A 21,684-nucleotide genomic window follows, 5' to 3' on the forward strand; every position below is an offset into this window, starting at 1 on the left:
GTTCAATTAGGGGGGCTTCGGAGTTAGAAGACAATTACTAAACCCTTTTGAGACGGCCTCTGGTGCTGGGCGGCTATTCACCGGATAGCAAGAAGAATCCAGTCCGATCCGAGGCGCGTCTATCCATCGCTCCTATACTTGTATTGTCTAGGCGAGACGCCGACGAACTTCTTGAACTGGCGCATGAAGTGGGTATCGTTGTCGTACCCGCACGAGCCGGCGATGCGGGTAACGGACATTTCGCTATGATCCAATAAATACTTGGCATGTTCGAGTCTGGCGTTGATGATGTCCATCATGACGGAACACTGGAACAGCTCCTTGTAGATATGTTGGAAGTAAGACTTGCTCATGTTCAAGCTTGAAGCAAGCTCCGTCACGGAAATATTCTGCTGCGGTGTTCGATAGATTCCTGCTCGCAGTTCGGAGAAGGGGAGGTAATAGCGGGCTAGTTTGTCCGGAGCGGTGCGCACCCGCAGGTCGCTCAGCTTCATGAAGAAGGAACGCAGATCGCAATCGATGATGCTCTCTCGCAGCGGCCCGCCAAGACGAAAGGTATGCTGCAGGTCCATGATGCACCGGGAGACGAGCATCGGGTCAGAGACGGCAACCGGCGTGTCTAGAGGGAATTTCAGCTCCTGCAGGAACTGTGGCATATCGTCGCCATTGCCATGAAACCAGTCGTTGATAAAGGGGCTTTCCAGCTCGCGGTAAGCATGGGGCGTCGCGGGTTGGAACAAGATGTACGTGTTGTTCGGAGTGGCGAACGCGCGTCCGTTCAACGTCACTTCCGCGCGGCTCTTGAAGAAAACAAACGTGTAGCTTCCCGAGCCGGCAGGCCGGTTCCGAATGATGCCGTCGTGATGGACGCCATGATATCCGCAAGAAGTCATTGTCAGCATAAGTACCCTCCGCCGATAAAGCACGATAAGTCAGTTTTTGACCATTATAGTGTATTGGACCGGCAGGCTCAACCAACTATACTTTGGAGAGAAACGATTGCCATTGCGATAGGGGGAACTGTAGATGACGGCGGATAGAGCTTATTGGATCGATACGATGATTCGCATTGCGCATCCGGTGCTTGACGCATTATCGAAGCGACGGCTTCGTCTGGCTATGCCTGTCGAGGCGGGGGCTGCCGATCGCGCGGCGTACTCGCACTTGGAAGCGATGGGTCGAACCTTGGCCGGCATAGCGCCGTGGCTGGAGAATGGACCTCGGTCGGGAGACGAAGGGGAGCGGCGGTTGCGGATGGCGAACATGGCGAGGGGGGCCATTGATGCGGCAACGGACCCGGATTCGCCCGATTTCTTGAATTTCGTCCACGGCGCCCAACCGCTGGTCGACGCGGCTTTTCTCGCGAACGCTGTGCTGCGCGCGCCGCACGAGCTGTTCGAGCGGCTCGAGCCGCAGGTGAAAGCTAATTTGACCGCGGCGCTGCTCGCGACGCGGGTAATCCGCCCGGTATTCAGCAATTGGCTGCTCTTCAGCGCCATGATCGAAGCCGCCTTGTATCGCATGGGTGAGAACTGGGACCGCATGCGCGTGGATTACGCGCTACGGCAGCATGAACAGTGGTATGCGGGCGATGGGGCTTACGGAGACGGCCCCTCCTTCCATTGGGATTATTACAACAGCTTCGTCATACAACCGATGCTCGTCGAGCTCTTGGATGCGGTAGGCGATCAATTCGAGGACTGGGCGGCGCTTCGTGCTGGCGCGAACAAGCGGGCCGTCCGTTATGCGGCCGTGCTGGAGCGGCTGATTTCGCCGGAAGGGACCTACCCGCCGATCGGCCGTTCGCTGGCGTACCGGTTCGGCGCGTTCCAGCATTTGTCCTTGATGGCGATGAGGGAGCAGCTCCCGGAGGAGCTTGTACCGGCTCAAGTTCGCTGTGCGCTGACGGCCGTTATCCGTCGGCAGATCGAGATGACGGGCACCTTCGACGAAGACGGCTGGCTTCGCATCGGATTCGCCGGCAGCCAGAAGGAGATCGGCGAAGCCTATGTGTCGACGGGGAGCTTATACCTGTGCACGACGGTTTTTCTGGCGCTGGGGCTCCCCGAAGATGCCGCATTCTGGCAAGGGGAAGCCGATTGGACCGCGCGACAAGCATGGTCCGGGGCTATCTTCCCGATCGATAAGGCGATATCGGGATAATTCATCGCCATTAGAAATAGTGAAAATACGTTCCAATCGATGAATCGAAACCAGCTGTACGCACGTACTGAGAGGGGGATTGAGAGAGAATCAAGCCTGGCAAGAGACGACGACGGATTCGCCACAGGGAGCCGCGGCGTCGATTGAGGGCGAAGAGGGAGAGCGTGGAGAATGGAAGAGACGATACAGCACGTCGTAAGCGAATTTGGTTATGCCGGCATTTTTTTGATGATTGCGCTCGAGAATGTATTTCCGCCCATTCCGTCCGAAGTCATTCTGACCTTCGGCGGGTTCATGACGACGAGCACCGATCTTCGGTTCGCCGGGGTGGTCGCCGCTTCCACTATGGGGTCCATCATCGGGGCGATCGTGTTGTACTATTTCGGCTATTGGATGGAAGCGTCCAAGGTGGAACGGTTCGTCGAACGATGGGGGCGCTTCCTGCGGCTAACCGCTTCCGACGTCCGGAAGGCTTATGGGTGGTTCTCGAAATACGAGACGTGGGCAGTATTTCTGTGCCGGTTCGTGCCTTTGCTCCGCAGCTTGATTTCGATTCCGGCCGGCAGCGCGCGCATGAACATGGGGAAGTTCCTCCTATTGACCGCTCTAGGATCGTTGATCTGGAACGCCGCGCTTATCGGTATTGGGGCAGCGGTCGGGGCGCAATGGGAAACGATCGTGGCTTATATGGATACCTACTCGACGTTCGTATATTCGGGCGTTGCGATTCTAGGCATGGCGGTCGTCTATCTGATGATTCGTCGGAAGGCAGCGAAGGAAAGGTAACCGTCCGCGAGGATCTGAGGTGTCCCGCGTCATCTATCTAGGATGACTGCGGGGACATCTCTTTTCTTTGGCCATTGCGTTGTTCGCCGGTTACCACTAGGTTCACGCGCGAGGATCGACGCTTCTGAAATATTCCATCACAACCTCGCGAAATTCCCGCGCAGCTTGCGAAAGGTAACGGCTCCTGTGGGACAGCAAGGCGATCTCCCGTACTAAGTCGCAATCCTCTACCTGTAGATAGTGGATCTGTTCGCGCGCGTTCCGAGCCGTGCTGGGGATAAAAGCGATGCCGATCTCGGCTTCGACCAGTGCGGTTAACCTGGCGGGCTCGTCTCCTTCGTATACATAGTTCGGTGCGAATCCCGCCGCGGCGCACATGGCGTCCACGAGATCGCGAGTTCCGAAGCCTCTTTTGACCCCGACGAACCATTCGTCCTTCAGCTCCATCAATGTAACGCTGCTGCGGTTTGCCAGCCGGTGTCCATTCGGCACGGCCACGAGGATCGGATCGAGGAACACGATTTGGCAATCGATGTCCTCGCCTTGGATAGCAGGGGAAGAGAGACAGAAGTCCACCTCGCCCCGATGAAGCAGCGCAACCATTTCCTGCGTCGTCAGCATTTGCACGTGAAAGTGGACGTGGGGACGATGTTGGCGAAAAGCCCGCAAAATCGGGGGCAGCGTGCTTGCGGCGGTCGCGGCCAATTTGAGCGTGCCGTGCTCCGGACTTGCGAAGTCGCGAATCTCCTGCTTGCCCTGTTCCAGTTCGAACAACGCCCGTTCGGCGCGGCGAAGGAACCGCGTGCCGAATTCGTTCAGGCGCAGCTTCCGCCCGATACGGTCGAACAACGGGACCCCCAGATCCTCTTCCAGGCGCTGAATCGTTTTGCTCAACGACGATTGCGTCACGTGCAGAATTCGCGCCGCTTCGGTCACATGCTCCGATCGCGCGACCGCGAGAAAATAGTGCAGCTGCAGCAGCTCCATATAGATCCCTCCTCTTGCTTATTCCTTTTGATCCATCAAATCATAACATAGAATGCGTTGGAATAAATAACGGAGTTCCCTTAAGATGACATCAACACCGATTGGAGGGGGACTTATCTATGAATGCAAGCAGCAGGGGGTTGATGATAGCCGTCGGACTGGGAATCCTGCTCAACCCGTTGAATTCGTCGATGGTGTCGGTGGCGATCGCGCGGCTTCAGCAGGCGTATCGGCTCGATTATGCCGTCGTGTCCTGGGTCATATTCTCGTTCTACATCGCAAGCGCCATCGCGCAGCCGGTCATGGGCAAAGCCAGCGATTTATTCGGCCGTCGCCGGATTTTTCTGATCGGGCTTGTCGTGGCGTTCATCGCGTCGTTATTGGCGCCGATGTCTCCGAACTTCGGGTCGCTAATTTCGCTGCGGATCGTACAGTCGATCGGCACGAGCATGATGGTGGCAGTTGGCATGGCGCTTGTGCGCATCCATATTACGGAGAAGCAGGCGACCGCGTTGTCCGTCTTATCCGTCTTCTTATCCGGTGCGGCGGCGATCGGGCCGTTCTTCGGCGGGATGCTGCTGTATATCTGGGATTGGCAGGCGATCTTCGCCGTCAATCTACCATTCGCGGCGGCAAGCTTCTTCCTGGCGAGACGCTATATTCCGAAGGATGAGGTTCCGGCATCAGCCGTTCGGGGCAAGACGCTTCGTCAGTGGCTGGATCTGATCGACGCGGCGGGCATTGCGCTCTTCGCCGCGGGGCTGGTCGCGCTGCTCGTCGGCGTGCTGTCCGCCAAGTCATCCGGCCACATCTCCGTCTGGCATGCCGGCGCCGGCCTGATCGGCCTCGTGCTGCTTGCGGTATTCGTACGGCATGAGCTTCGAACGGCTTCGCCTTTCATTCCGCTTCGGGCGTTCGCGAATTATCCGGCCATGACAAGAGTCAATGTCGAGTTCTTGCTCGTTAACTTTCTGTTCTACTCGATATTCTTCGGCCTGCCGTCTTACTTGCAAACGGTACGTCACGTCAGCGAATTGCACACGGGCCTTCTCATGTTAAGTCTCGGCCTGTGCTCGCTTGTCGCATCTCCGATTGCGGGACGTTGGATCGATCGCAAGGGGCCGCGCCCAGCTTTGCTGTTATCGGCGATCCTCATGACATTCGGCTCCGTCTGGCTCGTGACCTTGAATCCGAATTCGCCTGTCATTAGCGTGTGTATCGCCTTGGCGGCTTTCGGGATTAGTAACGGCCTGAACAGCGTCGGCATGCAGGCGGCTTTGTTCGCCAGTTCGCCCAAGGCGATCATCGGCGTCGCATCCGGCCTATTCAATACGTCGCGATATCTGGGGACGATTCTGTCCTCCTTCGTAATCGGGCTCGTCATGGACGGCCAGTTCAGCTTCGCCGGCTTCCGAGCGGTCGCCATCATCTTGACGCTGACGGCGCTGATCTTGATGTGGATGAGCAGGCGACGCCGGAATATGGCGCAATTGGACAAGGCGCAAAGCGTTTGATCGAAATCGAAGCAAGAGGGGATGGATAGACATGGATTGGAACGAAATCACGACGATTGAGGAATGGGAGGCAATACGGGAACGTTCGGGCGAGCGTGGTCAGGTGGTCCTGAAACATAGCACGCTTTGTCCGGTTAGCGCGAACGCGTTAGGGGAATTCGAGCTGTACTTGCGGGACGAGCCGAATAGCGAGGTCGATTACATGCTTGTGAAGGTGATCGAGTCCCGGGCGGTGTCCAACCGGATCGTCGAAGATTTAGGCGTCAAGCACGAATCGCCGCAAATTATCTACGTCAAGAATAAAATGACCTATTGGACTGCCTCGCATTGGTCAATCACGACCGAGCATATGACGGCAGTACTGAGTTAAGCGCGTCGCGATGATTATAATTCAAGGTCATTCCATCATTGGAATGGCCTTTTTTGTTTCTTATGAGTTTATTGTGGTAGGTAAAATAACGTTATGTGAAATAAAATCGAACTCATACTGTTATATTTTACTACAACTCCTCTAATCAATGTGTTACGATTACAGAAAATCGTGACACGAATTCGCGAAAGGAGGGACTACGATGCAGCATCACGAGCTGAGCAGGTTCGGCGTCTCGATCCCGAACGACCTGCTGCAGCAATTCGACGCACAGATCAAAAACCAAGGTTACGGCAATCGGTCGGAGGCAATCCGGGATTTAATCCGCAAGTCGCTGCTGCTGCCAGAGCAATATCCGGCATCCCAATGCGTGGCAGGCACGATCGCGATGGTCTATGACCATCATGTAAGCGAGCTGCCCTTGTCGCTGATCGAGCTGCAGCATGAGCATCACCATGACATTATATCTACCATGCACATTCACCTGAATCATGAGCAGTGTTTGGAAATTCTCGTTGTCCGGGGCGAGGTGGGGCGGCTGCGTGAGCTTGGGAACCGTATTCGCGTGCTAAAGGGTGTGTTGTACGCGGAATTGGCGGTCACGCATATCGACTCGGAGCGCTATGCGCAACGACAGAACGATCATGATCATCATCACGACAACGGACGCGATCTCACCTAATCGCTCGAGCTTACATCGAGGATTCAGCCCAACTTAACCATTCGGTGTCAACGACAATGAAGACGTAGGAGTGTAGAGATGACAATCGTACCGACAAAAAGCATACCTAGACAGATCCTCCTGACGGCGCTGCTCCTCCTGCTTCCGGCCTGCTCAGCGGGGACCCATAATGAAGATGGAGCCGCCGCCGAAGCCGCCAAGCCCCAGGACGAACTCATTCTCGCGGTCGGGGGCGAGCCGGAGGGCGGCTTCGATCCGACGACGGGCTGGGGGCGTTACGGGTCGCCGCTATTTCAGAGCACGCTGCTGAAGCGCGATAGCGGCATGGCGATCGTAAACGACCTCGCAACGAAATACGCCGTAAGCGGCGATGGCCGCATATGGACGGTAGATCTGCGCGGCGATGTCCGCTTCAGCGACGGCGAGCCGCTAACTTCGGCGGATGTCGTCTATACGTTCGAGACGGCGAAGGCGAGCAGCTCCGTCGTCGATCTGACCAATCTGCAAGCGGCCGAGGCGGTGGACGCCGATACGGTCGAATTGAAGCTGGCCCAGCCGCAATCGACGTTCGTCGATGTTCTGGCGACGCTCGGCATCGTGCCGAAGCACGCGCATGGAAGCGATTATGCGGAGCATCCGATCGGATCTGGCCCGTATATGCTTCTCCAATGGGATAAGGGGCAGCAGCTGATCGTGGAGCGGAACGCGAAATACTACGGAGAGCAGCCGAAATTCGCGAAGCTGACCTTCCTCTTCCTGGGCGAAGACGCCGCCTTCGCGGCGGCAAAGGCCGGCAGCGTCGACGTCGCTTACATCCCTTCCGCATTCAGCAAGGAGCAAGTCGCCGGCATGCGGCTCGAATCGCTGCAATCCGTCGACAACCGCGGCATTATGTTCCCTTACGTTCCGGCAGGTGGCGCGACCAAGGACGGTTACCCGATCGGGAATGACGTCACGGCCGATCTCGCCATTCGCCAGGCGATCAATGTCGGCATTGACCGAGATGCGCTGGTCGAAGGTATTCTGGAAGGTCAGGGCACGCCGGCTTATACGATCGGCGACAAGCTGCCGTGGTGGAATCCGGATACCGCTATTGCAGACGGCGATACGGCCAAGGCGAAGCGGATTCTGGCTGACGGAGGCTGGAAGGATGAGGACGGGGACGGCATCGTGGAGAAGAATGGAACGAAGGCGCAATTTACGCTTCTATATCCTGCCGGCGACGTCACGCGGCAGTCGCTGGCCATCGCTTCGGCCGATATGACGCTTCAGCTCGGCATCGACGTTATGGTGGAAGGCAAGAGCTGGGACGAGATCGGCAAGCTGATGTATTCGAACGCGGTGCTGTTCGGATGGGGCAGCCTCGATCCGCTTGAGATGTACAATGTGTACAGCAGCCAATACGCCGGCGTCGACTACTTCAATCCAGGTTATTACGGCAGCGCGAAGGTGGACGGCTATATGGAGCAAGCACTGGCGGCAGTCGACGAAGATCAGGCGAACGCCTTCTGGAAGAAGGCGCAGTGGGATGGCGCGACTGGTATGAGCGGAGCCGGCGATGCGCCTTGGGCGTGGCTGGTGAACGTGAATCATCTGTATCTAGTCGACGAGAAGCTCGACATTGGCAAGCAGCCAATCCATCCGCATGGACATGGATGGCCGATCACGAGCAATATCGAGCAGTGGGCGTGGACGGAGTAATGGCAGCTCGATCCGGCATTGGCCGATTCTTCCTTCGCCAAGCGGGCAAACTCGCGCTGCTGCTTGCCGCCGCAAGCGCGATCACGTTCGCGTTAATCAGCTACTCGCCGATCGACCCGACGCAAGCTTATATCGGCGCCGACCTGCTGCGAGTAGGCGCCGAGCAGCGGGCTGCAATCGCCTCGTATTGGGGGCTTGACGATCCGCCGCTTCAACGGTATCTGGCCTGGCTGGCTTCGCTGCTGCATGGCGACTTCGGCACCTCGATGATTCATCGGACGCCGGTCAGCGAGGTGATCGCCGATCGCTTCCTAAGCTCCATCGCCTTGATGATGATCGCCTGGATCCTCTCCGGCCTGTTTGGCTTCGCCGCCGGGGTCGTCGCCGCGATGCACAGAGAGACGTGGCTGGACCGTGCGATTAGGTGGTACTGCTACATGTTATCGTCCACGCCTACCTTCTGGGCAGGTTTGCTGCTGCTTATCGTCTTTACGGTATGGCTCCCGATCTTACCGGTCGGATTAGGAGCGCCGGCCGGCGTATTGGTCGAGGACGTGACCTGGCTGGACCGTGCGCGCCATATGATTCTGCCGGCTATAACGCTATCCGTCACGGGCTTATCGAATATTGCGCTCCATACGAGAGCGAAGCTGATCGACGTGCTCGGCAGCGAATACGTCTTGTTCGCCAGAGCCAAAGGGGAAGAGGGGTTCCTTCTGTTTCGCCGTCATGGGCTGCGAAACATTTTGCTTCCCGCGATCACGCTGCAGTTCGCCTCGTTCAGCGAGCTGTTCGGCGGCGCCGTGCTGGTCGAGCAGATTTTCTCTTATCCCGGACTGGGCAAGGCGACGGTAGAGGCGAGCACAAGAGGCGATGTCCCGCTCCTCCTTGGAATCGTGCTGTTCAGCGCGATGTTCGTCTTTGCCGGCAATTTGCTGGCGGAGCTCATCTATCGGCGGGTAGATCCACGCATTAGAGAGGGGCGCTCCGAATGAATCTGCGAACAAGAACGCTTATCTATGCGGCGATGGCGCTCGTCCTGCTGCTGCTCCCCTTGGCGCTATCGCCTGTGCTTGGCGGCGATAGGCTGGCTACGCACTTGATTGATCGGAACGAACCGCCTTCCTGGCGTCATCCGTTCGGGACCGATTGGCTCGGGCGAGACATGTTCGCGCGGTCGATGAAGGGGCTGACGCTGAGCCTTGGCGTCGGTCTTACCGCCGCGCTGGCAAGCGGATTTATCGCGGGGGCGCTGGGCCTGATGGCCGCCACGATGGGCAAGGCCGCAGACCGGTTCATCACCTGGCTGATCGACTTGTTCCTAAGCGTGCCGCATCTCGTGCTGCTGCTCCTGATCGCCTTCGTGACGGGCGGGGGCGCGAAGGGCGTCATCCTTGCCGTCGGTCTCACGCACTGGCCTAGCCTGGCGAGGCTGATCCGGGCGGAGATCCTGCAGCTGAAGCACAGCGAATTCGTCCTGATCTCCAAGCATATGGGGAGGTCTCGGATGTGGATCGCCACCCGGCATTTGCTGCCGCATCTGTGGCCGCAATTTATCGTTGGCACGCTGCTGCTGTTTCCGCACGCCATTCTGCATGAGGCCGCGATTACGTTTCTTGGCATGGGACTATCTCCTCACCAGCCAGCGATCGGCATTATACTGTCGGAGTCGATGCGGTATTTGTCAACCGGGATGTGGTGGCTGGCCTTCTTCCCTGGTCTATGTTTGGTCATGCTTGTCCGTTCGTTCGACGTGCTGGCGAGAAGCTTGCACGCGCTCATTGATCCTGGCCGTTCGCAGGAGTAGAAAAAAGGAGGTGCGCCACACGATGGCATTGTTGGAAGTAAGAGAACTATCCGTGACGTTCACGCAATACGACAGAGGGCTTCGCCGGAAGAAGGTGCCGGTGATCCGGGACCTCTCTCTATCTGTGGAGAGGGGGGAGATCGTCGCGGTGGTCGGCGCCAGCGGATCGGGCAAAAGCCTGCTCGCCCACGCCATTCTCGGCATCCTGCCGCGCAACGCGGCGGTCGAAGGCTATATGGAATTCGACGGGCAGCCGCTTACGGCATCGACGATCCGCAAGCTCAGAGGCAGACGGATCGCCTTCGTTCCGCAATCCGTACAGTCGCTCGATCCGCTTATGCGCGTCGGTCGGCAGGTGCAGCAGGCGGTAAGAGCAGGCGATCCGGCCGAGGAGCAGCGGCAAGCGTTCGCGCGGTACGGTCTCGCGCCGCAGACGGCGAAGCGATATCCGTTCCAGCTGTCGGGCGGAATGGCCAGACGCGTCCTTGTCTCCATCGCGACGGTGAGCGGCGCGGAGCTGCTCATCGCGGACGAACCGACGCCCGGCATGGACCCGTTGGTGGTGCAAGAGACGCTGCGGGCGTTCAAGTCGTTCGCGGAGAGCGGCACGGCCATCGTCTTCATCACGCATGATCTGGAAGCTGCGCTGTCGATTGCCGACAAGGTGGCGGTCTTTCATGCAGGGTCGTCGCTGGAGGTGGCTCGGGCGGCGGACTTCGAGGGAGCAGGCGAGCGGTTGCGCCACCCTTACTCGCGGGCGTTGTGGCTTGCGCTTCCCCAGAATGGATTCGTTGTCCCGGCCGGGGAACCGAGCGATCTTCCCGTGGCGGCCGATGGCTGTCTTCACGCGAGTCACTGCGCCATGGCTGCTGTTGAATGCAGCAAGGCCGCGCCGAAGCCGCGCGTATTACGCGATGGAATGGTGAGGTGCTATCATGCGACTTGAAGCGCGTAACGTAAGCAAGCGCTACGGCCGGGAATCCTGGCTGTTCCGGCAGGCGAGCGCATCCGTGAACGCGGGAGAAGTCGTCGGCTTGCTCGGGCCGAGCGGTTGCGGCAAGTCGACCTTCTGCCGCATTATGGCCGGCTACGATCAAGGCGCCGAAGGCGAGGTGCTGCTGGGCGGCGCGCCGCTGCCGAAGTCCGGTTACCGGCCGGTCCAGCTCATCTTCCAGCATCCGGAGCGGGCCGTCAACCCGCGCTGGAAGGCCGACGCCATCGTGAGCGAGGGCTGGCGGCCGGACGAAGCGATGCTGGAGTCGCTCGAGATTAGGCGCGAATGGCTGAATCGCTGGCCGTCCGAGCTGTCGGGCGGCGAGCTGCAGCGCTTGTGCATCGCCCGCGCGCTAGCGCCGCAGACCCGGTTCCTGCTCGCCGACGAGATGACCGCGATGCTGGATGCGATCACGCAGGCGAGAATATGGCGGACGGTGCTTGACCTGGCGGCCGAGAGGCAAATGGGGTTGTTGGTCGTCAGCCATGACCGCCATCTGATCGATCGGATCTGCACGCGCGTAATCGATTTTCGTCAACAACTCGGGCCAGAACGATGAAGGCGCTGTAAAGTTATGGTATTATTAGGCTTGTATAGCGTCCCGCTAGCTTACCAAATTAGGCCAGTGGACGCCGGCGAGGAGGGGACATTATGAAAGACAATAACTACTATGGCACGTTCATCGAAGTAGCCGAGGACTGCCCCGTAGCGGCTGCCGAGATACCTGCTTCCAAAGGGGAATCGAAGACGGTGCCGTTGATGCAGTATGAGATGATCGCGAATCATCCCTACCGGTATACGCAGGAAGACGTGCTATTCGAAGTGTTCGCCGATCGGAGCGAGATTCCCGAAGATCAAAGACAAGCCGCGCGCGAGAAGTTCTTCTCCAAAGGGCAGCCGTGTCTTCGCGCCTCTTCGCTCGGCAAGCGTTACGGATGGGGCATCCATCACGATGCCGAGGGCAAGATGGCTCTTTATGCCGTCGAGTCGGCAGATTATCAGGCCTTCCTTGCCGACGACGCGATCAAGAAAGTCAAGGCCATGCGTTCCAAGCGAGTCTGAAGGAGCGGGCGCCTCTAGGAGCAGCATGCGAATCGCGGCTGTTCTTTTTTTCGTCCGATCGGAGTTGTATAGTTCCGCGGCGTGTTACAATGTAGCGATACGATCGAACACCGGCCGTTGCAGAGGCTTAGGGGGATATCGAAGATGTCGAAGCGAATATTGCTCGCGGAGGATGACCACGAAATCAGCCAATTGATCGAGAGTCATCTGAGGCAGGAGAATTACACGGTATATGCCGCGCACGACGGCGAGGAAGCTGCGGCGTTATTCGAGCGGGAGCCGTTCGATTTGATTTTGCTCGATCTAATGCTCCCCAAGCTGAGCGGCATGGAGCTGCTCAAGCGAATCCGGGAGACGAGCGTCGTCCCCGTCTTGGTCATTTCGGCGAAAGGCAGCGATCTCGATAAGGCGCTAGGCCTTGGCTTCGGCGCGGATGATTATGTAAGCAAGCCGTTCTCGATGATCGAATTAACGGCCAGAGTGCAGGCGGCCATTCGAAGAGCGACGCAATATATCCAACCGGAGAGCAGTCCGGCTGCTCCGCCCGTCATGTCCTTCAAGGACCTCACCCTGGATCTACATACCTTCTCCGCGAACGTCAAAGGCAAGCGCGTACAGCTCACCGCCAAGGAATTTCATATTCTGAAGCTGTTTCTCAGTCATCGGAATCGGGTGTTCACGAAGGAACAAATCTACCAGCTGGTCTGGGAAGACGACTATTACGGGAACGAGAACGTCATCAATGTCCATATCCGGAGACTGCGGGAGAAGATCGAGGACGATCCGTCCAGCCCGCAGTACATTCGCACGATATGGGGAATAGGCTATAAGATGGGTGAGTAGGCCATGGTCCTAATTTTATCGATAATCATTGGCGTTATGGCGGTTATAATTGGCTGGCAGCTCTACTCGAAGCAGAGAATTGCCCGGAATATACACGAGATTACGGCGAAGATCGCCGACATCATCGCGCACGAGACGGCCGAGAAGGTGCTCGTGCCAACGGGCGAAGAGGCCGTCAGAGAGCTGCTTGTGCAAGTTAACCGCCTGCTGGACTACAATCAGAAGGTCATTGCCGATTATGCCAAAGCGAAGGATAGCCAGCGCAAGATGATCGCTAACATGTCCCATGACTTGAAGACGCCGCTGACCGTCATTCTGGGCTATGCGGAGAAATTAATGCGGGAGCAGGCGCTGAACGGGGAAGAGGAGAAGCAGGTCATGCAGCGGTTGAACGACAAGGTGAACGGCTTGATCGCCCTGCTCAACCAGTTTTTCGACCTGGTCAAACTCGAGTCGGAGGATTACGACATTCCGCTTGGCAAAGTATCGCTTAGCGAGGTGTGCCGGCAAAGCGTGCTTGAATTCTATGAGTTGCTATCGTCCCGCAACGTGCGGGTGGAGCTGGACATTCCCGAGCGCCCCTTCTACATACTCGGGAACGAGCAGGCGCTTCATCGCGTCTTAAGCAATTTGATTTCCAATTCCGTCCGGTACGGAAGCGACGGCGGCGTATTCGGACTAACGGTGCGGGAAGAAGGGGATGCCGTCGCGGTGGACGTATGGGACCGGGGCAAAGGGATTGCGGAGATCCATCAGGAACGCGTATTCGAGCGGCTCTATACGTTGGACGATGCCCGGAACCCGCATTTCCAAGGTAGCGGGCTGGGTCTCAGTATCACCAAGCGGCTGACGGAGGAGATGAAAGGGACGATTCATCTGAGCAGCTCGCCGTACGAGAGAACGACCTTCACCTGCAGGTTCAAGCCTATAACCTACTAGATTTGCCCTCAAGAGACGTTCGGCTTCTGCTGATCGTCTTTTTTATTGCTTTGTAAAAGCAACGTAAAGCGTGTCCGCCGATCGGACGAAAGCGAAGGTCAGCACGCAGCAGCATCAAGCGCACGACGCCATCAGGATACCACCCAAGGCAAAACGTAACTAACGAAGCTCGAACGAAAGCCTGGTCCAACGGACAAATGCGGCTCACCCCGAAAGGACACATCGAAGACGGCCGCGAATCGAGTCACGTTAATCTATAAACGTAAAGCGTGTCCGCCGAGCGGACGAAAGCGAAGGTCAGCACGCAGCAGCATCAAGCGCACACCGCCATCAGGATACCACCCAAGGCAAATCGTAACGAACGAAGCTCGAAAAATAGCCAGTCCAAAGGACTAGCGGGCTCACCCCGAAAGGACACATCGAAGACGACCGTGAATCGAGTGACGCTACTTAGCGGTGTCCAGAGGGTGCTAACCCTCTGGTTCCCCTCCTAAGGAGGGGGAAGGGGCGAGGGGATTAAACTTAAGAAACAAGTAAGGAACGAGAAAGAAAAAACTCGATTCTCCGGTCTATGATAAAAGTAACAAAACAAGCGACGCGAATCGCGAGGAGGTAAGCTATAATGCATGCGATCATTCGAACGCACGATTTGACCAAAACGGCTAAAGGAAGAACCATCGTATCGAACGTCAATCTAAGCGTTAAGAAAGGAGAAATCTACGGCCTGCTCGGACCGAACGGCGCGGGGAAAACGACGATCATGAAAATGCTCACCGGTCTGATCATCCCGACCTCGGGCGAGATTGCGCTGTTCGGCAAGAAGCTCGCCGAAACCTCCAAGGAGGGCTTGAAGCGCGTCGGGAGCATTATCGAGTATCCGATCTTCTTCGAACAGCTCACGGCGATGGAGAATTTGAGCATCCACTGCGAATACTTGGGCTTCTATGACAAGCGGGCCATTCATCAAGCGCTGGATCTGGTCCAGCTCCGAGGCATCGAGAATAAGCGGGTGAAGGAGTTCTCGCTCGGCATGAAGCAGCGCCTCGGGATCGCGCGGGCCGCGATTACGAAGCCGGAGCTGATCGTGCTGGATGAACCGACCAACGGCTTGGATCCGATCGGGATCAAGGATATGCGGGATTTGATCCGGACGCTCAACAAGGAATACGGCATTACGTTTCTCATCTCCAGCCATATATTGGGGGAGATCGAGCAGGTGGCGGACCGAATCGGCGTCGTTCGGCAGGGGCGACTGGTCGACGAAGTATCCTTGGCGGACATCCGGCAGCAGCGGACCGATTACATTGAGCTGGTGACGTCGAACCTACAGCGCTCCGCCTTTCTGCTCGAGCATGAACTTCATATCGCCAATCTCAAAATCATCGGGGACAAGAAAATTCGTGTCTACGATGCGGAAGTATCGACCGGCCAAATATCGAAACTGTTGATCTCGCAAGATATTGACATCGAAGAGATCCAGAAGCATACCAGCACGCTGGAAGATTACTTCTACCACCAAATGCAAGGGGGAGAATAGGATGGCGAAATGGATTGAACTCGAGTGGAGAAAGCTGCAGACGAAAAAAGTGATAGGCGAGGCGGTCGTGTATTGGGTCATTCTGATGTTTTTGCCGGTGGTCTTCCTCCGATCCGATTTTGCCAGCGCGACAGGCGTCTCCATCGGCGAAAGTTACGCATCGGCGATGGATCTCATGCTGCCGATCCAGATGGGGTTCCTGTTGTTCGGGGCGTCGCTGATCAACCATGTGTTCATCGAGGAGTACAAAAATCGGACGATGGCGCTGTCCTTCGGCTATCCGCTCAGCCGTCGCAAGCTGGTAGTGGCGAAGGTGCTGTTTATCGCGCTGGCGGTGTTCTTCTGCACGATCGTGTCTTTCGTACTGGCAGGCATTACGACCTATGGCTTCGATCTGGCGCTCGATATTATTGAAGGGACGCCGACGGCGGCGGATTTCGCGAATTATGCCGTCCGGACGATCATCCATTCCGCCGAAGTCGCGCTTGCCTCGCTGATCCCGCTCTTCTTCTTCGGGCTGTGGAGGCGGGCGGTTATCATGACGGTCGTCTGCGCAATTTCCCTCATGCAGCTGCCTAATGTCCTCGCTATGTTCGGTATCGCGTTTAATCCCGATTTGCTCTATGCGGTCCTAAGTCTCGTAGGTCTTGCGAGCGTCTATTTATCCGTGAGATTTGTGAACAAGGTAGGGGATCTGTAGACGGGGGGCGGATTTTTAAACATTCTTTATACAGCCCCCGGTTGTATATCTGCTTTAATAGAGAGAGCAACCTTGCTGCCGGCAAGCATGGAAGCGTGCAGCGCTGCCGGCAGGATGGTCACAGGGGGAATGTATATTGTCATGACCCGCACCCGGAACCGGATTTATACGATAAGCCTCGCCTCTCTCTCGCTGCTGCTCTTCGCGATCCTATGTCTGCTAATGACGTGGAATAAGCTCGGCGACGAGTACGCAGGGACGGACGAATCTCATTTGCTCCATCAGATGGGCGGCTGGCAAATACATGTTGGCGATCTGGAGCCTTCGGCAAGCGTATTGGCATCGTCGGAAGACTGGGCAGCCTTCCGCGGCGGCGATTCCATGCTGGATGGATACCAGGGCTATTACTGGCTTCGCTTCCGGCTGCCTGAGCAGCTGCGAGACGAGCCGAATCTTTATGTGCAAGGGTTCAAGCACGTGGAGCTATACGCCTGGTCTGGACAGATCTATGGTTACAATATGGACCGCGGCATCAGCCTGATAACCAAGGAGCTTCGTTGGGGGATCGCCGATTTGAAGCCGGAAGACTATGGCCATTATCTCTACACGCGCGTCTACCAAGCTGGCGGCACCCCCGCCGACGGCTTCTATCGCGTTGGGCGGACGGAGAGCTTTTTAACGCAGATGCTGCTGAACGATTCGTTTCGCTTCATGTCCTGCATCGTCGGACTCGTGGCGGGGATGATGGCATTCGTGCTGTACGCCCTGAACAGGAAGGATCCGATCTACCTGCATTTCGCGTTGTTCACCGTGTGCGCCGCCTATGGCAGCATCATCCGCGCCGCGTCCTTGCAGCTGTTCGCCGATATCCCGCCGCTGGTCTATATTCAGAATGCCGCGCTTCCCGCGGGTACGGGCGCTTTGCTCGGCTTCCTCGGCGAGACCGTCGCTGGCGGATGGCGGACATGGTTCCGACGTCTGTCGGCCGCCTATTATGGCTTTACTGTTATCGTAATAGCCGCTGCGTTCACCGACGATGGGCTTTACCATAGGCTGGTCGAGCAGCTCTTCGCCTTGACGGCCGTTCCGCTCGTTCTGTTCATCCTGCTGGGGCTCGTCCGATCCGGTCTTCAAGAGAATAGGCTGGAGACGCGGCTCGTTATGACTGGCATCTGGCTGCTTGGCATTTTTATGGCCGTGCACGATATCGAATTGAACTATTATTCGATTACTTCGCGGCTGTTCGAGCCTTATCCGGTCTTTGCCGGCCTCTTCAAGGAAGCGTTCGTGCAGCTGGCCGTTCTCGGCTTCGTCCTATGCCTTGCGGCGGTTCTGTTCGTCCGGTACGCGAAGACGCACCGGCAAGTCAGGCGATATGCAATCGAGCTCGCCTTGAAGAACGACCAACTGGAGACGATCAACGCGCAGCGGGCGGAAGAGCTCCGACAGCGGACGGAGGAGCTGCAGGAGGCGATTCAAGTCGCGCTCGATACGGTGGAAGAGATCGTCGCCTTAGAAGAGCGCAATCGGATCGCGGACGAGATGCACGATACCGTCGGTCATACGCTGCCGGCGACCATCATGCAGATGGAAGTAACCAAGAAGTTGTTCCACACCGACCGGGACGCGGCCATGCAGCGGCTCGCGGCGGCGCAGGATCTGGTTCGCAGCGGACTGGATCAGGTTCGCTCCTCCGTTCGCCTCATGAAAGACGAAGCGCCCGCGCATGATCTGCGCGACGCCATGATCGTACTTATGAGGAATACGACCCAGGCGACGCAGGTCGACATCCAGTATCGTATTGATCCGCTGCCCCAGCTTCCGCCCATCTTCGGCAAGGTGCTGTACTACGCGCTGCTTGAAGGGCTGACGAACGGCATGCGCCATGGGCGCGGCACGCGGTTCAACTGCGAGCTGACCGTCGGCGAAGACGCGCTGACCTTGCTGCTTCAGAACAACGGCTTGCCGTACGACAATGCCTCTTATGGATTCGGCTTGACGGCCATGAACGAACGGGTACAGCTCGCGGGCGGCTCGCTGCATGTCTCCCAGAGCGAGGAGTGGGGCTGCGAGCTTCGGGTTCAGCTGCCGCTGGCGTCAACCCGAGGAGATTTATAGGAGGGGATTCGATATGCTTGAAGGATCTGAACAAAATTTGACTTATTATTCGCTCATCCGGGTGTTGGTTCGCTTATATGGCGTCTTTTATGTGTTCTTTGGGATTGGCGATTTATTGGGCTTCATCGTTTCTCTAGGCAGTATCCGAGAGGGGGTACTAGGCGAATTTCTTGGTGACTATGACGCGGTGTTTTGGCTGCTCAATAAGGATAATCTGGATGGCACATTTGATTCGATTATCGGGATTGCGCTATTTGCATATGCCGGTAAGTTAGCTGGCTGGATTGCACCGGATAGATCGCGATTCATTCAATTCCAAGCTTCGGAGCTGCAGTCGATTGTCCTTGCCGTCGCGCGATTCTATCTAATGACCTGGGCGGCCCATTTCATCGGTTTGACGCTTACGTCTGTCTTGCTAATGGCAATACGATATGTGAGCAGCGAAATGGAGTTCGTAGAAGTTCTCGTGCTGCTGCTGCCTGTGTTTTGGTTGATTGGTCTGTATATCCTCGATCGCAATTTGGGGCGTATCATTAGATTTGCTTTACGAACTAGCCGGTTTGATGCGGTATAAGCAAAGTAAACGAAGCCATGCGTGGATGCGGGCTTCGTTTTTTATTTATTCGACAAAAGCACCCCTATCCCATAGGAAACCGGAACTACAGTTCATATTCGATAATACGTATGCCTGCCGCCGTTTCGCACAGGACCTTGGTCATGAGTTAGCCCCCGACAGAGTTAGGCCTCTTCATGGACCGCGTATTCTCGTATACTGGGAATGTTTATTTTAGGGAAAGTAGGCGTTATGGTTGAGCAAAATACGTGTATTGTTGGTGGAGGACGATCTGGTCTGGCAGCAGGGGCTGTCGGCGTTCCTGAACGCCGAGCCCGACATTGAGGTTGTGGCCGTGGCCGGCACGAAGGAGGAGGCGCTCGAACGGTTCCGGTCCGCCGGGCCGGATGTCGTTCTCATGGACATTAACCTGTCGGATAACCGGTTGGACGGTCTGGAGGCGGCCAAAGAGATATTGCGCGTCGAAGGACGAACCACGAGCGTGATCATGGTCACCTCGCTGGAAGAGAAGGGGCTTGTGCTTCAATCGTTCCAGAGCGGGGCCGCGAATTTCATTAGCAAGACCAGCTACAGGGATATCGCCCAGGCGATCCGGGACGCGCGTGCGAACCGAAGCGGGATTCATCCCGATGCCGCCGCGTCGATCCGCCGGGAACTCCGGCTCATGGCGCTGACCCCCTCCGAGCGGGAGTTGTATGACCTACGCGAACAGGGGCTGAGCAAGACCCAAATTTCCGGCAAGCTGAACAAGTCGGTGAACACGATCAAATCGCAATGGAAAAGCATCAAGCAGAAGCTCTTCGACCCGAACTAACCTCCTCCTGCGCATCCCCGGCATAACCCGCCGAAGTCTTCGCATCGCTTGCAAGCGACCGCCGCCCGATAGGGGTGAAGAAAGTTCATCCTACCCTGCACGCCAAATCGTCATTATAATCCGAATTGTGGTTGATGAGCCACGCCAACCTTGCTAAAGGAGGTGAAGCCATCATGATCAAAAAAGTGAAAAGCGTGAAACGCGAAATCGTTGTCTGCTGCTGCTCCTGCTGCTATTGCCACTAATCTACACTCCCCGTAATCATCCGCATCACGAACCTTCATGAACGATTGGCCCGGGAGCCTTGCCAGGTTTGAATGCCGTGCAAGGCTCCAACAACGAACTTCCCCCCAATTAAACGCATAAGGCCAGGTGATCGAATCCGATGTCTTTGGCAGAAATTCAACGCATGATGCTGAAGGTGACCATCTCCCCCGATCTGTCTGACGAGCTATTCGTCCGTCCCGAAGCAGCGGGAGAGCGGTTCGGACTGGAAGAGGAGGAGCTTCGCGCCGCCCGTCAGTTGCCCCGCAAGGTTATTGAATCGTTCCAATATGCCGTCGCGCACAAGCGGCTGAGCAAATCCGCGCTCCCGTTCGTCCGGCGGACGCTATCGCTGCTAACGTATGAGCAGACGAAGCGGCTGACGCGGGATTTCCTGCGCGGGCGCGACATGCACCAGAATGAATGGGCTGGGCAGCTTACGGCTTTCCTCGATTTCGCGGCCGCTCAAGCGGAGCCGGCGCGCGCGCGTCTCTTCGCCGATATTACCTCCTTCGAGAAATGGATGTATACCTGCGCGACTTCCCCCGCACCTCCGCAGTCTAATCAGGCAGGCTACAGCGTTGCCCCGCACGTTCACTTTCGCGCTTTCCCTTACCCCTCGGAGCTCATCATCGAAGAACGCCTCGATCCGGAGCTGCTGGAGCAGCATTGCGGTCAGACCGGTTACGTGCTATGTTGTCCCGACAGCGGCAAAATCGACCTCTACGAAATCGACCAAGCCTGTTTCGAATTGCTATTGTCGTGCCGCGAGCCGGTACCGATGGAGGCGCTGTCCGCGACCGCGGATCGGATCGTCCGCGCCTACGCGATGGATAAAGAACCGCAAGAGCTTATTAGCGAACTGCTTGAGATGAATATCATCGTATCGACCGAAGGAGAGGATGAATAATGGTAAAAGGAGTCGGCGTCGGCTTTCGTTTGGATTTCGTCGGCCAAGAGGAGCTGGTGCGCCAGCATGTCGATTTTCTTGAATACAGCCAGAAGCGGGCGCTCGAAGCGGTGAAGCAGGAGCTCGGACCGTTCATCGGCCAAATTCCGATCGTGGTGCACAGCTTGAACCTGTCGCTCGGCTCGATCGAAGCGCCTGCCGATTACCGGGTGGAGGCGCTCAAGCAGACGGCGGATCTCGTCGATGCTCCCTGGGTGAGCGAGCACCTGTCGTACAGCCGGTCCGGCGACATGGAGATCGACAACTTCATCGCCCTTCCGTACACGGATGAAGCGATCGAGATCGTCACCGGCCATATCGTCGCGCTGAAGCGAACGCTCGGGCGGCCGATTTTGCTTGAGAACGTGACGCATTCGTTCGTATGGCCGGGCAGCGTCTATACCGAAGGCGAATTCATCCGGCGCGTCCTCGAGAAAGCCGACTGTGGTCTGCTGCTCGACGTGACGAACCTGTTCCTGAACGCGGAGACGATCGGTTATGACCCGCTTGCCTTTCTGAACGCGCTGCCGAAGGACCGCGTCCTGCAGCTGCACGTGGCCGGCCATACCGAGCAGAACGGCGAGCTGTACGACTCCCATGTGGGCGGTATCGATCCGAAGGTGCTCGCGTTGACCGAATGGGTCATGAATAACACATCGTGCGACGCGATCACGATCGAGCGCGACACCGACATGGAGAGCTTCGAGGACGTCCTGCAGGACTTGAATCTGTGCCGAGCCATATACAACAAATACCGGAACGCTTCCGCTCCGGCCATCTAACCCGTTCGCCTGCCCGGCGCACGGGTTTTCTTTTTGGCTCAAGGCGGAGTCGGCGTCAATTGAACGACTCGGCGGCGCCGGAGAGATGCATTTTGCGA

23 protein-coding genes are annotated in these 21,684 nt (G+C 57.2%); 20 read left to right on the top strand and 3 right to left on the bottom strand.

Annotated features, from left to right (window positions below; genetic code table 11):
* Positions 1–119 precede the first annotated feature (119 nt).
* The gene (locus ACFFSY_RS17025; RefSeq protein WP_377496144.1) at positions 120–902 is read right to left on the bottom strand and encodes a helix-turn-helix domain-containing protein; all 783 of its coding nucleotides are present in this window, start codon (positions 900–902) and stop codon (positions 120–122) included.
* A gap of 124 nt (positions 903–1,026) precedes the next feature.
* Here ACFFSY_RS17025 and ACFFSY_RS17030 point away from each other — a divergent pair, with 124 nt between their 5' ends.
* Together ACFFSY_RS17030 and ACFFSY_RS17035 are read left to right on the top strand one after the other, a co-directional pair.
* Positions 1,027–2,163 (top strand): DUF2264 domain-containing protein, encoded by a 1,137-nt coding sequence (locus ACFFSY_RS17030; RefSeq protein WP_377496146.1) that lies wholly within the window; start codon positions 1,027–1,029, stop codon positions 2,161–2,163.
* 171 nt (positions 2,164–2,334) lie between these two features.
* Positions 2,335–2,949 (top strand): DedA family protein, encoded by a 615-nt coding sequence (locus tag ACFFSY_RS17035; protein ID WP_377496148.1) that lies wholly within the window; start codon positions 2,335–2,337, stop codon positions 2,947–2,949.
* 102 nt (positions 2,950–3,051) lie between these two features.
* Here the strand turns inward: ACFFSY_RS17035 and ACFFSY_RS17040 are convergent, their stop codons facing one another.
* The gene (locus tag ACFFSY_RS17040) at positions 3,052–3,936 is read right to left on the bottom strand and encodes a LysR family transcriptional regulator (protein ID WP_377496150.1); all 885 of its coding nucleotides are present in this window, start codon (positions 3,934–3,936) and stop codon (positions 3,052–3,054) included.
* Between the two features lie 119 nt (positions 3,937–4,055).
* Between ACFFSY_RS17040 and ACFFSY_RS17045 the strand changes: the two genes are divergently transcribed.
* From ACFFSY_RS17045 to ACFFSY_RS17120, 16 genes are all read left to right on the top strand, one after another.
* Positions 4,056–5,450 carry an MFS transporter gene (locus ACFFSY_RS17045; RefSeq protein WP_377496152.1) on the top strand — a complete coding sequence of 465 codons (1,395 nt, stop codon included), beginning with the start codon at positions 4,056–4,058 and terminating at the stop codon, positions 5,448–5,450.
* Between the two features lie 31 nt (positions 5,451–5,481).
* A complete protein-coding gene (gene ytxJ / locus ACFFSY_RS17050) occupies positions 5,482–5,820 on the top strand; it encodes a bacillithiol system redox-active protein YtxJ (RefSeq protein ID WP_377496154.1) in 339 nt (112 codons plus the stop codon).
* 202 nt (positions 5,821–6,022) lie between these two features.
* Positions 6,023–6,502: a nickel-responsive transcriptional regulator NikR gene (gene nikR / locus ACFFSY_RS17055; protein WP_377496156.1), complete on the top strand. Its 480-nt coding sequence runs from the start codon at positions 6,023–6,025 to the stop codon at positions 6,500–6,502.
* 78 nt (positions 6,503–6,580) lie between these two features.
* Positions 6,581–8,203 (top strand): ABC transporter substrate-binding protein, encoded by a 1,623-nt coding sequence (locus ACFFSY_RS17060; protein WP_377496158.1) that lies wholly within the window; start codon positions 6,581–6,583, stop codon positions 8,201–8,203.
* Positions 8,203–9,198: an ABC transporter permease gene (locus ACFFSY_RS17065; RefSeq protein ID WP_377496160.1), complete on the top strand. Its 996-nt coding sequence runs from the start codon at positions 8,203–8,205 to the stop codon at positions 9,196–9,198. Before ACFFSY_RS17060 ends, ACFFSY_RS17065 begins: the two co-directional genes overlap by 1 nt.
* Positions 9,195–10,010: an ABC transporter permease gene (locus ACFFSY_RS17070; RefSeq protein ID WP_377496162.1), complete on the top strand. Its 816-nt coding sequence runs from the start codon at positions 9,195–9,197 to the stop codon at positions 10,008–10,010. Before ACFFSY_RS17065 ends, ACFFSY_RS17070 begins: the two co-directional genes overlap by 4 nt.
* Before the next feature lie 22 nt (positions 10,011–10,032).
* Positions 10,033–10,956, top strand: coding sequence for an ATP-binding cassette domain-containing protein (locus tag ACFFSY_RS17075; RefSeq protein WP_377496164.1), 924 nt, complete (start codon positions 10,033–10,035; stop codon positions 10,954–10,956).
* A complete protein-coding gene (locus tag ACFFSY_RS17080) occupies positions 10,946–11,563 on the top strand; it encodes an ABC transporter ATP-binding protein (protein ID WP_377496166.1) in 618 nt (205 codons plus the stop codon). The genes ACFFSY_RS17075 and ACFFSY_RS17080 overlap by 11 nt, the downstream gene beginning before the upstream one ends.
* Before the next feature lie 92 nt (positions 11,564–11,655).
* Positions 11,656–12,066, top strand: a complete 411-nt coding sequence (locus tag ACFFSY_RS17085) for a DUF6157 family protein (RefSeq protein ID WP_377496168.1) — start codon at positions 11,656–11,658, stop codon at positions 12,064–12,066.
* 144 nt (positions 12,067–12,210) lie between these two features.
* Entirely contained in the window at positions 12,211–12,909 is a 699-nt protein-coding gene (locus tag ACFFSY_RS17090; protein WP_377496170.1) for a response regulator transcription factor, read from the top strand.
* Between the two features lie 3 nt (positions 12,910–12,912).
* The gene (locus ACFFSY_RS17095; RefSeq protein WP_377496172.1) at positions 12,913–13,848 is read left to right on the top strand and encodes a sensor histidine kinase; all 936 of its coding nucleotides are present in this window, start codon (positions 12,913–12,915) and stop codon (positions 13,846–13,848) included.
* 622 nt (positions 13,849–14,470) lie between these two features.
* Positions 14,471–15,385 (top strand): ABC transporter ATP-binding protein, encoded by a 915-nt coding sequence (locus ACFFSY_RS17100; protein WP_377496174.1) that lies wholly within the window; start codon positions 14,471–14,473, stop codon positions 15,383–15,385.
* Between the two features lies 1 nt (position 15,386).
* Positions 15,387–16,085 carry an ABC transporter permease gene (locus ACFFSY_RS17105; protein WP_377496177.1) on the top strand — a complete coding sequence of 233 codons (699 nt, stop codon included), beginning with the start codon at positions 15,387–15,389 and terminating at the stop codon, positions 16,083–16,085.
* Between the two features lie 141 nt (positions 16,086–16,226).
* Positions 16,227–18,203: a sensor histidine kinase gene (locus ACFFSY_RS17110; RefSeq protein ID WP_377496179.1), complete on the top strand. Its 1,977-nt coding sequence runs from the start codon at positions 16,227–16,229 to the stop codon at positions 18,201–18,203.
* A 13-nt stretch (positions 18,204–18,216) separates the two neighbouring features.
* Positions 18,217–18,777 carry a hypothetical protein gene (locus ACFFSY_RS17115; RefSeq protein ID WP_377496181.1) on the top strand — a complete coding sequence of 187 codons (561 nt, stop codon included), beginning with the start codon at positions 18,217–18,219 and terminating at the stop codon, positions 18,775–18,777.
* Between the two features lie 235 nt (positions 18,778–19,012).
* On the top strand, positions 19,013–19,591 hold the full coding sequence (locus ACFFSY_RS17120; protein WP_377496183.1) for a response regulator: 579 nt from the start codon (positions 19,013–19,015) through the stop codon (positions 19,589–19,591).
* 113 nt (positions 19,592–19,704) lie between these two features.
* Here ACFFSY_RS17120 and ACFFSY_RS17125 read toward each other — a convergent pair whose 3' ends face one another.
* Positions 19,705–19,833 (bottom strand): hypothetical protein, encoded by a 129-nt coding sequence (locus tag ACFFSY_RS17125; protein ID WP_377496185.1) that lies wholly within the window; start codon positions 19,831–19,833, stop codon positions 19,705–19,707.
* Between the two features lie 143 nt (positions 19,834–19,976).
* On the opposite strand from ACFFSY_RS17125, the gene ACFFSY_RS17130 reads away from it, so the two are divergent.
* Positions 19,977–20,765, top strand: coding sequence for a hypothetical protein (locus ACFFSY_RS17130; protein ID WP_377496187.1), 789 nt, complete (start codon positions 19,977–19,979; stop codon positions 20,763–20,765).
* Positions 20,765–21,586, top strand: coding sequence for an MbnB/TglH/ChrH family RiPP precursor modification enzyme (locus ACFFSY_RS17135; protein ID WP_377496189.1), 822 nt, complete (start codon positions 20,765–20,767; stop codon positions 21,584–21,586). The genes ACFFSY_RS17130 and ACFFSY_RS17135 overlap by 1 nt, the downstream gene beginning before the upstream one ends.
* Positions 21,587–21,684 lie beyond the last annotated feature (98 nt).

It is taken from the genome of Paenibacillus aurantiacus, assembly GCF_042431225.1.
GTDB classification, from domain to species: domain Bacteria; phylum Bacillota; class Bacilli; order Paenibacillales; family Paenibacillaceae; genus Paenibacillus_Z; species Paenibacillus_Z aurantiacus.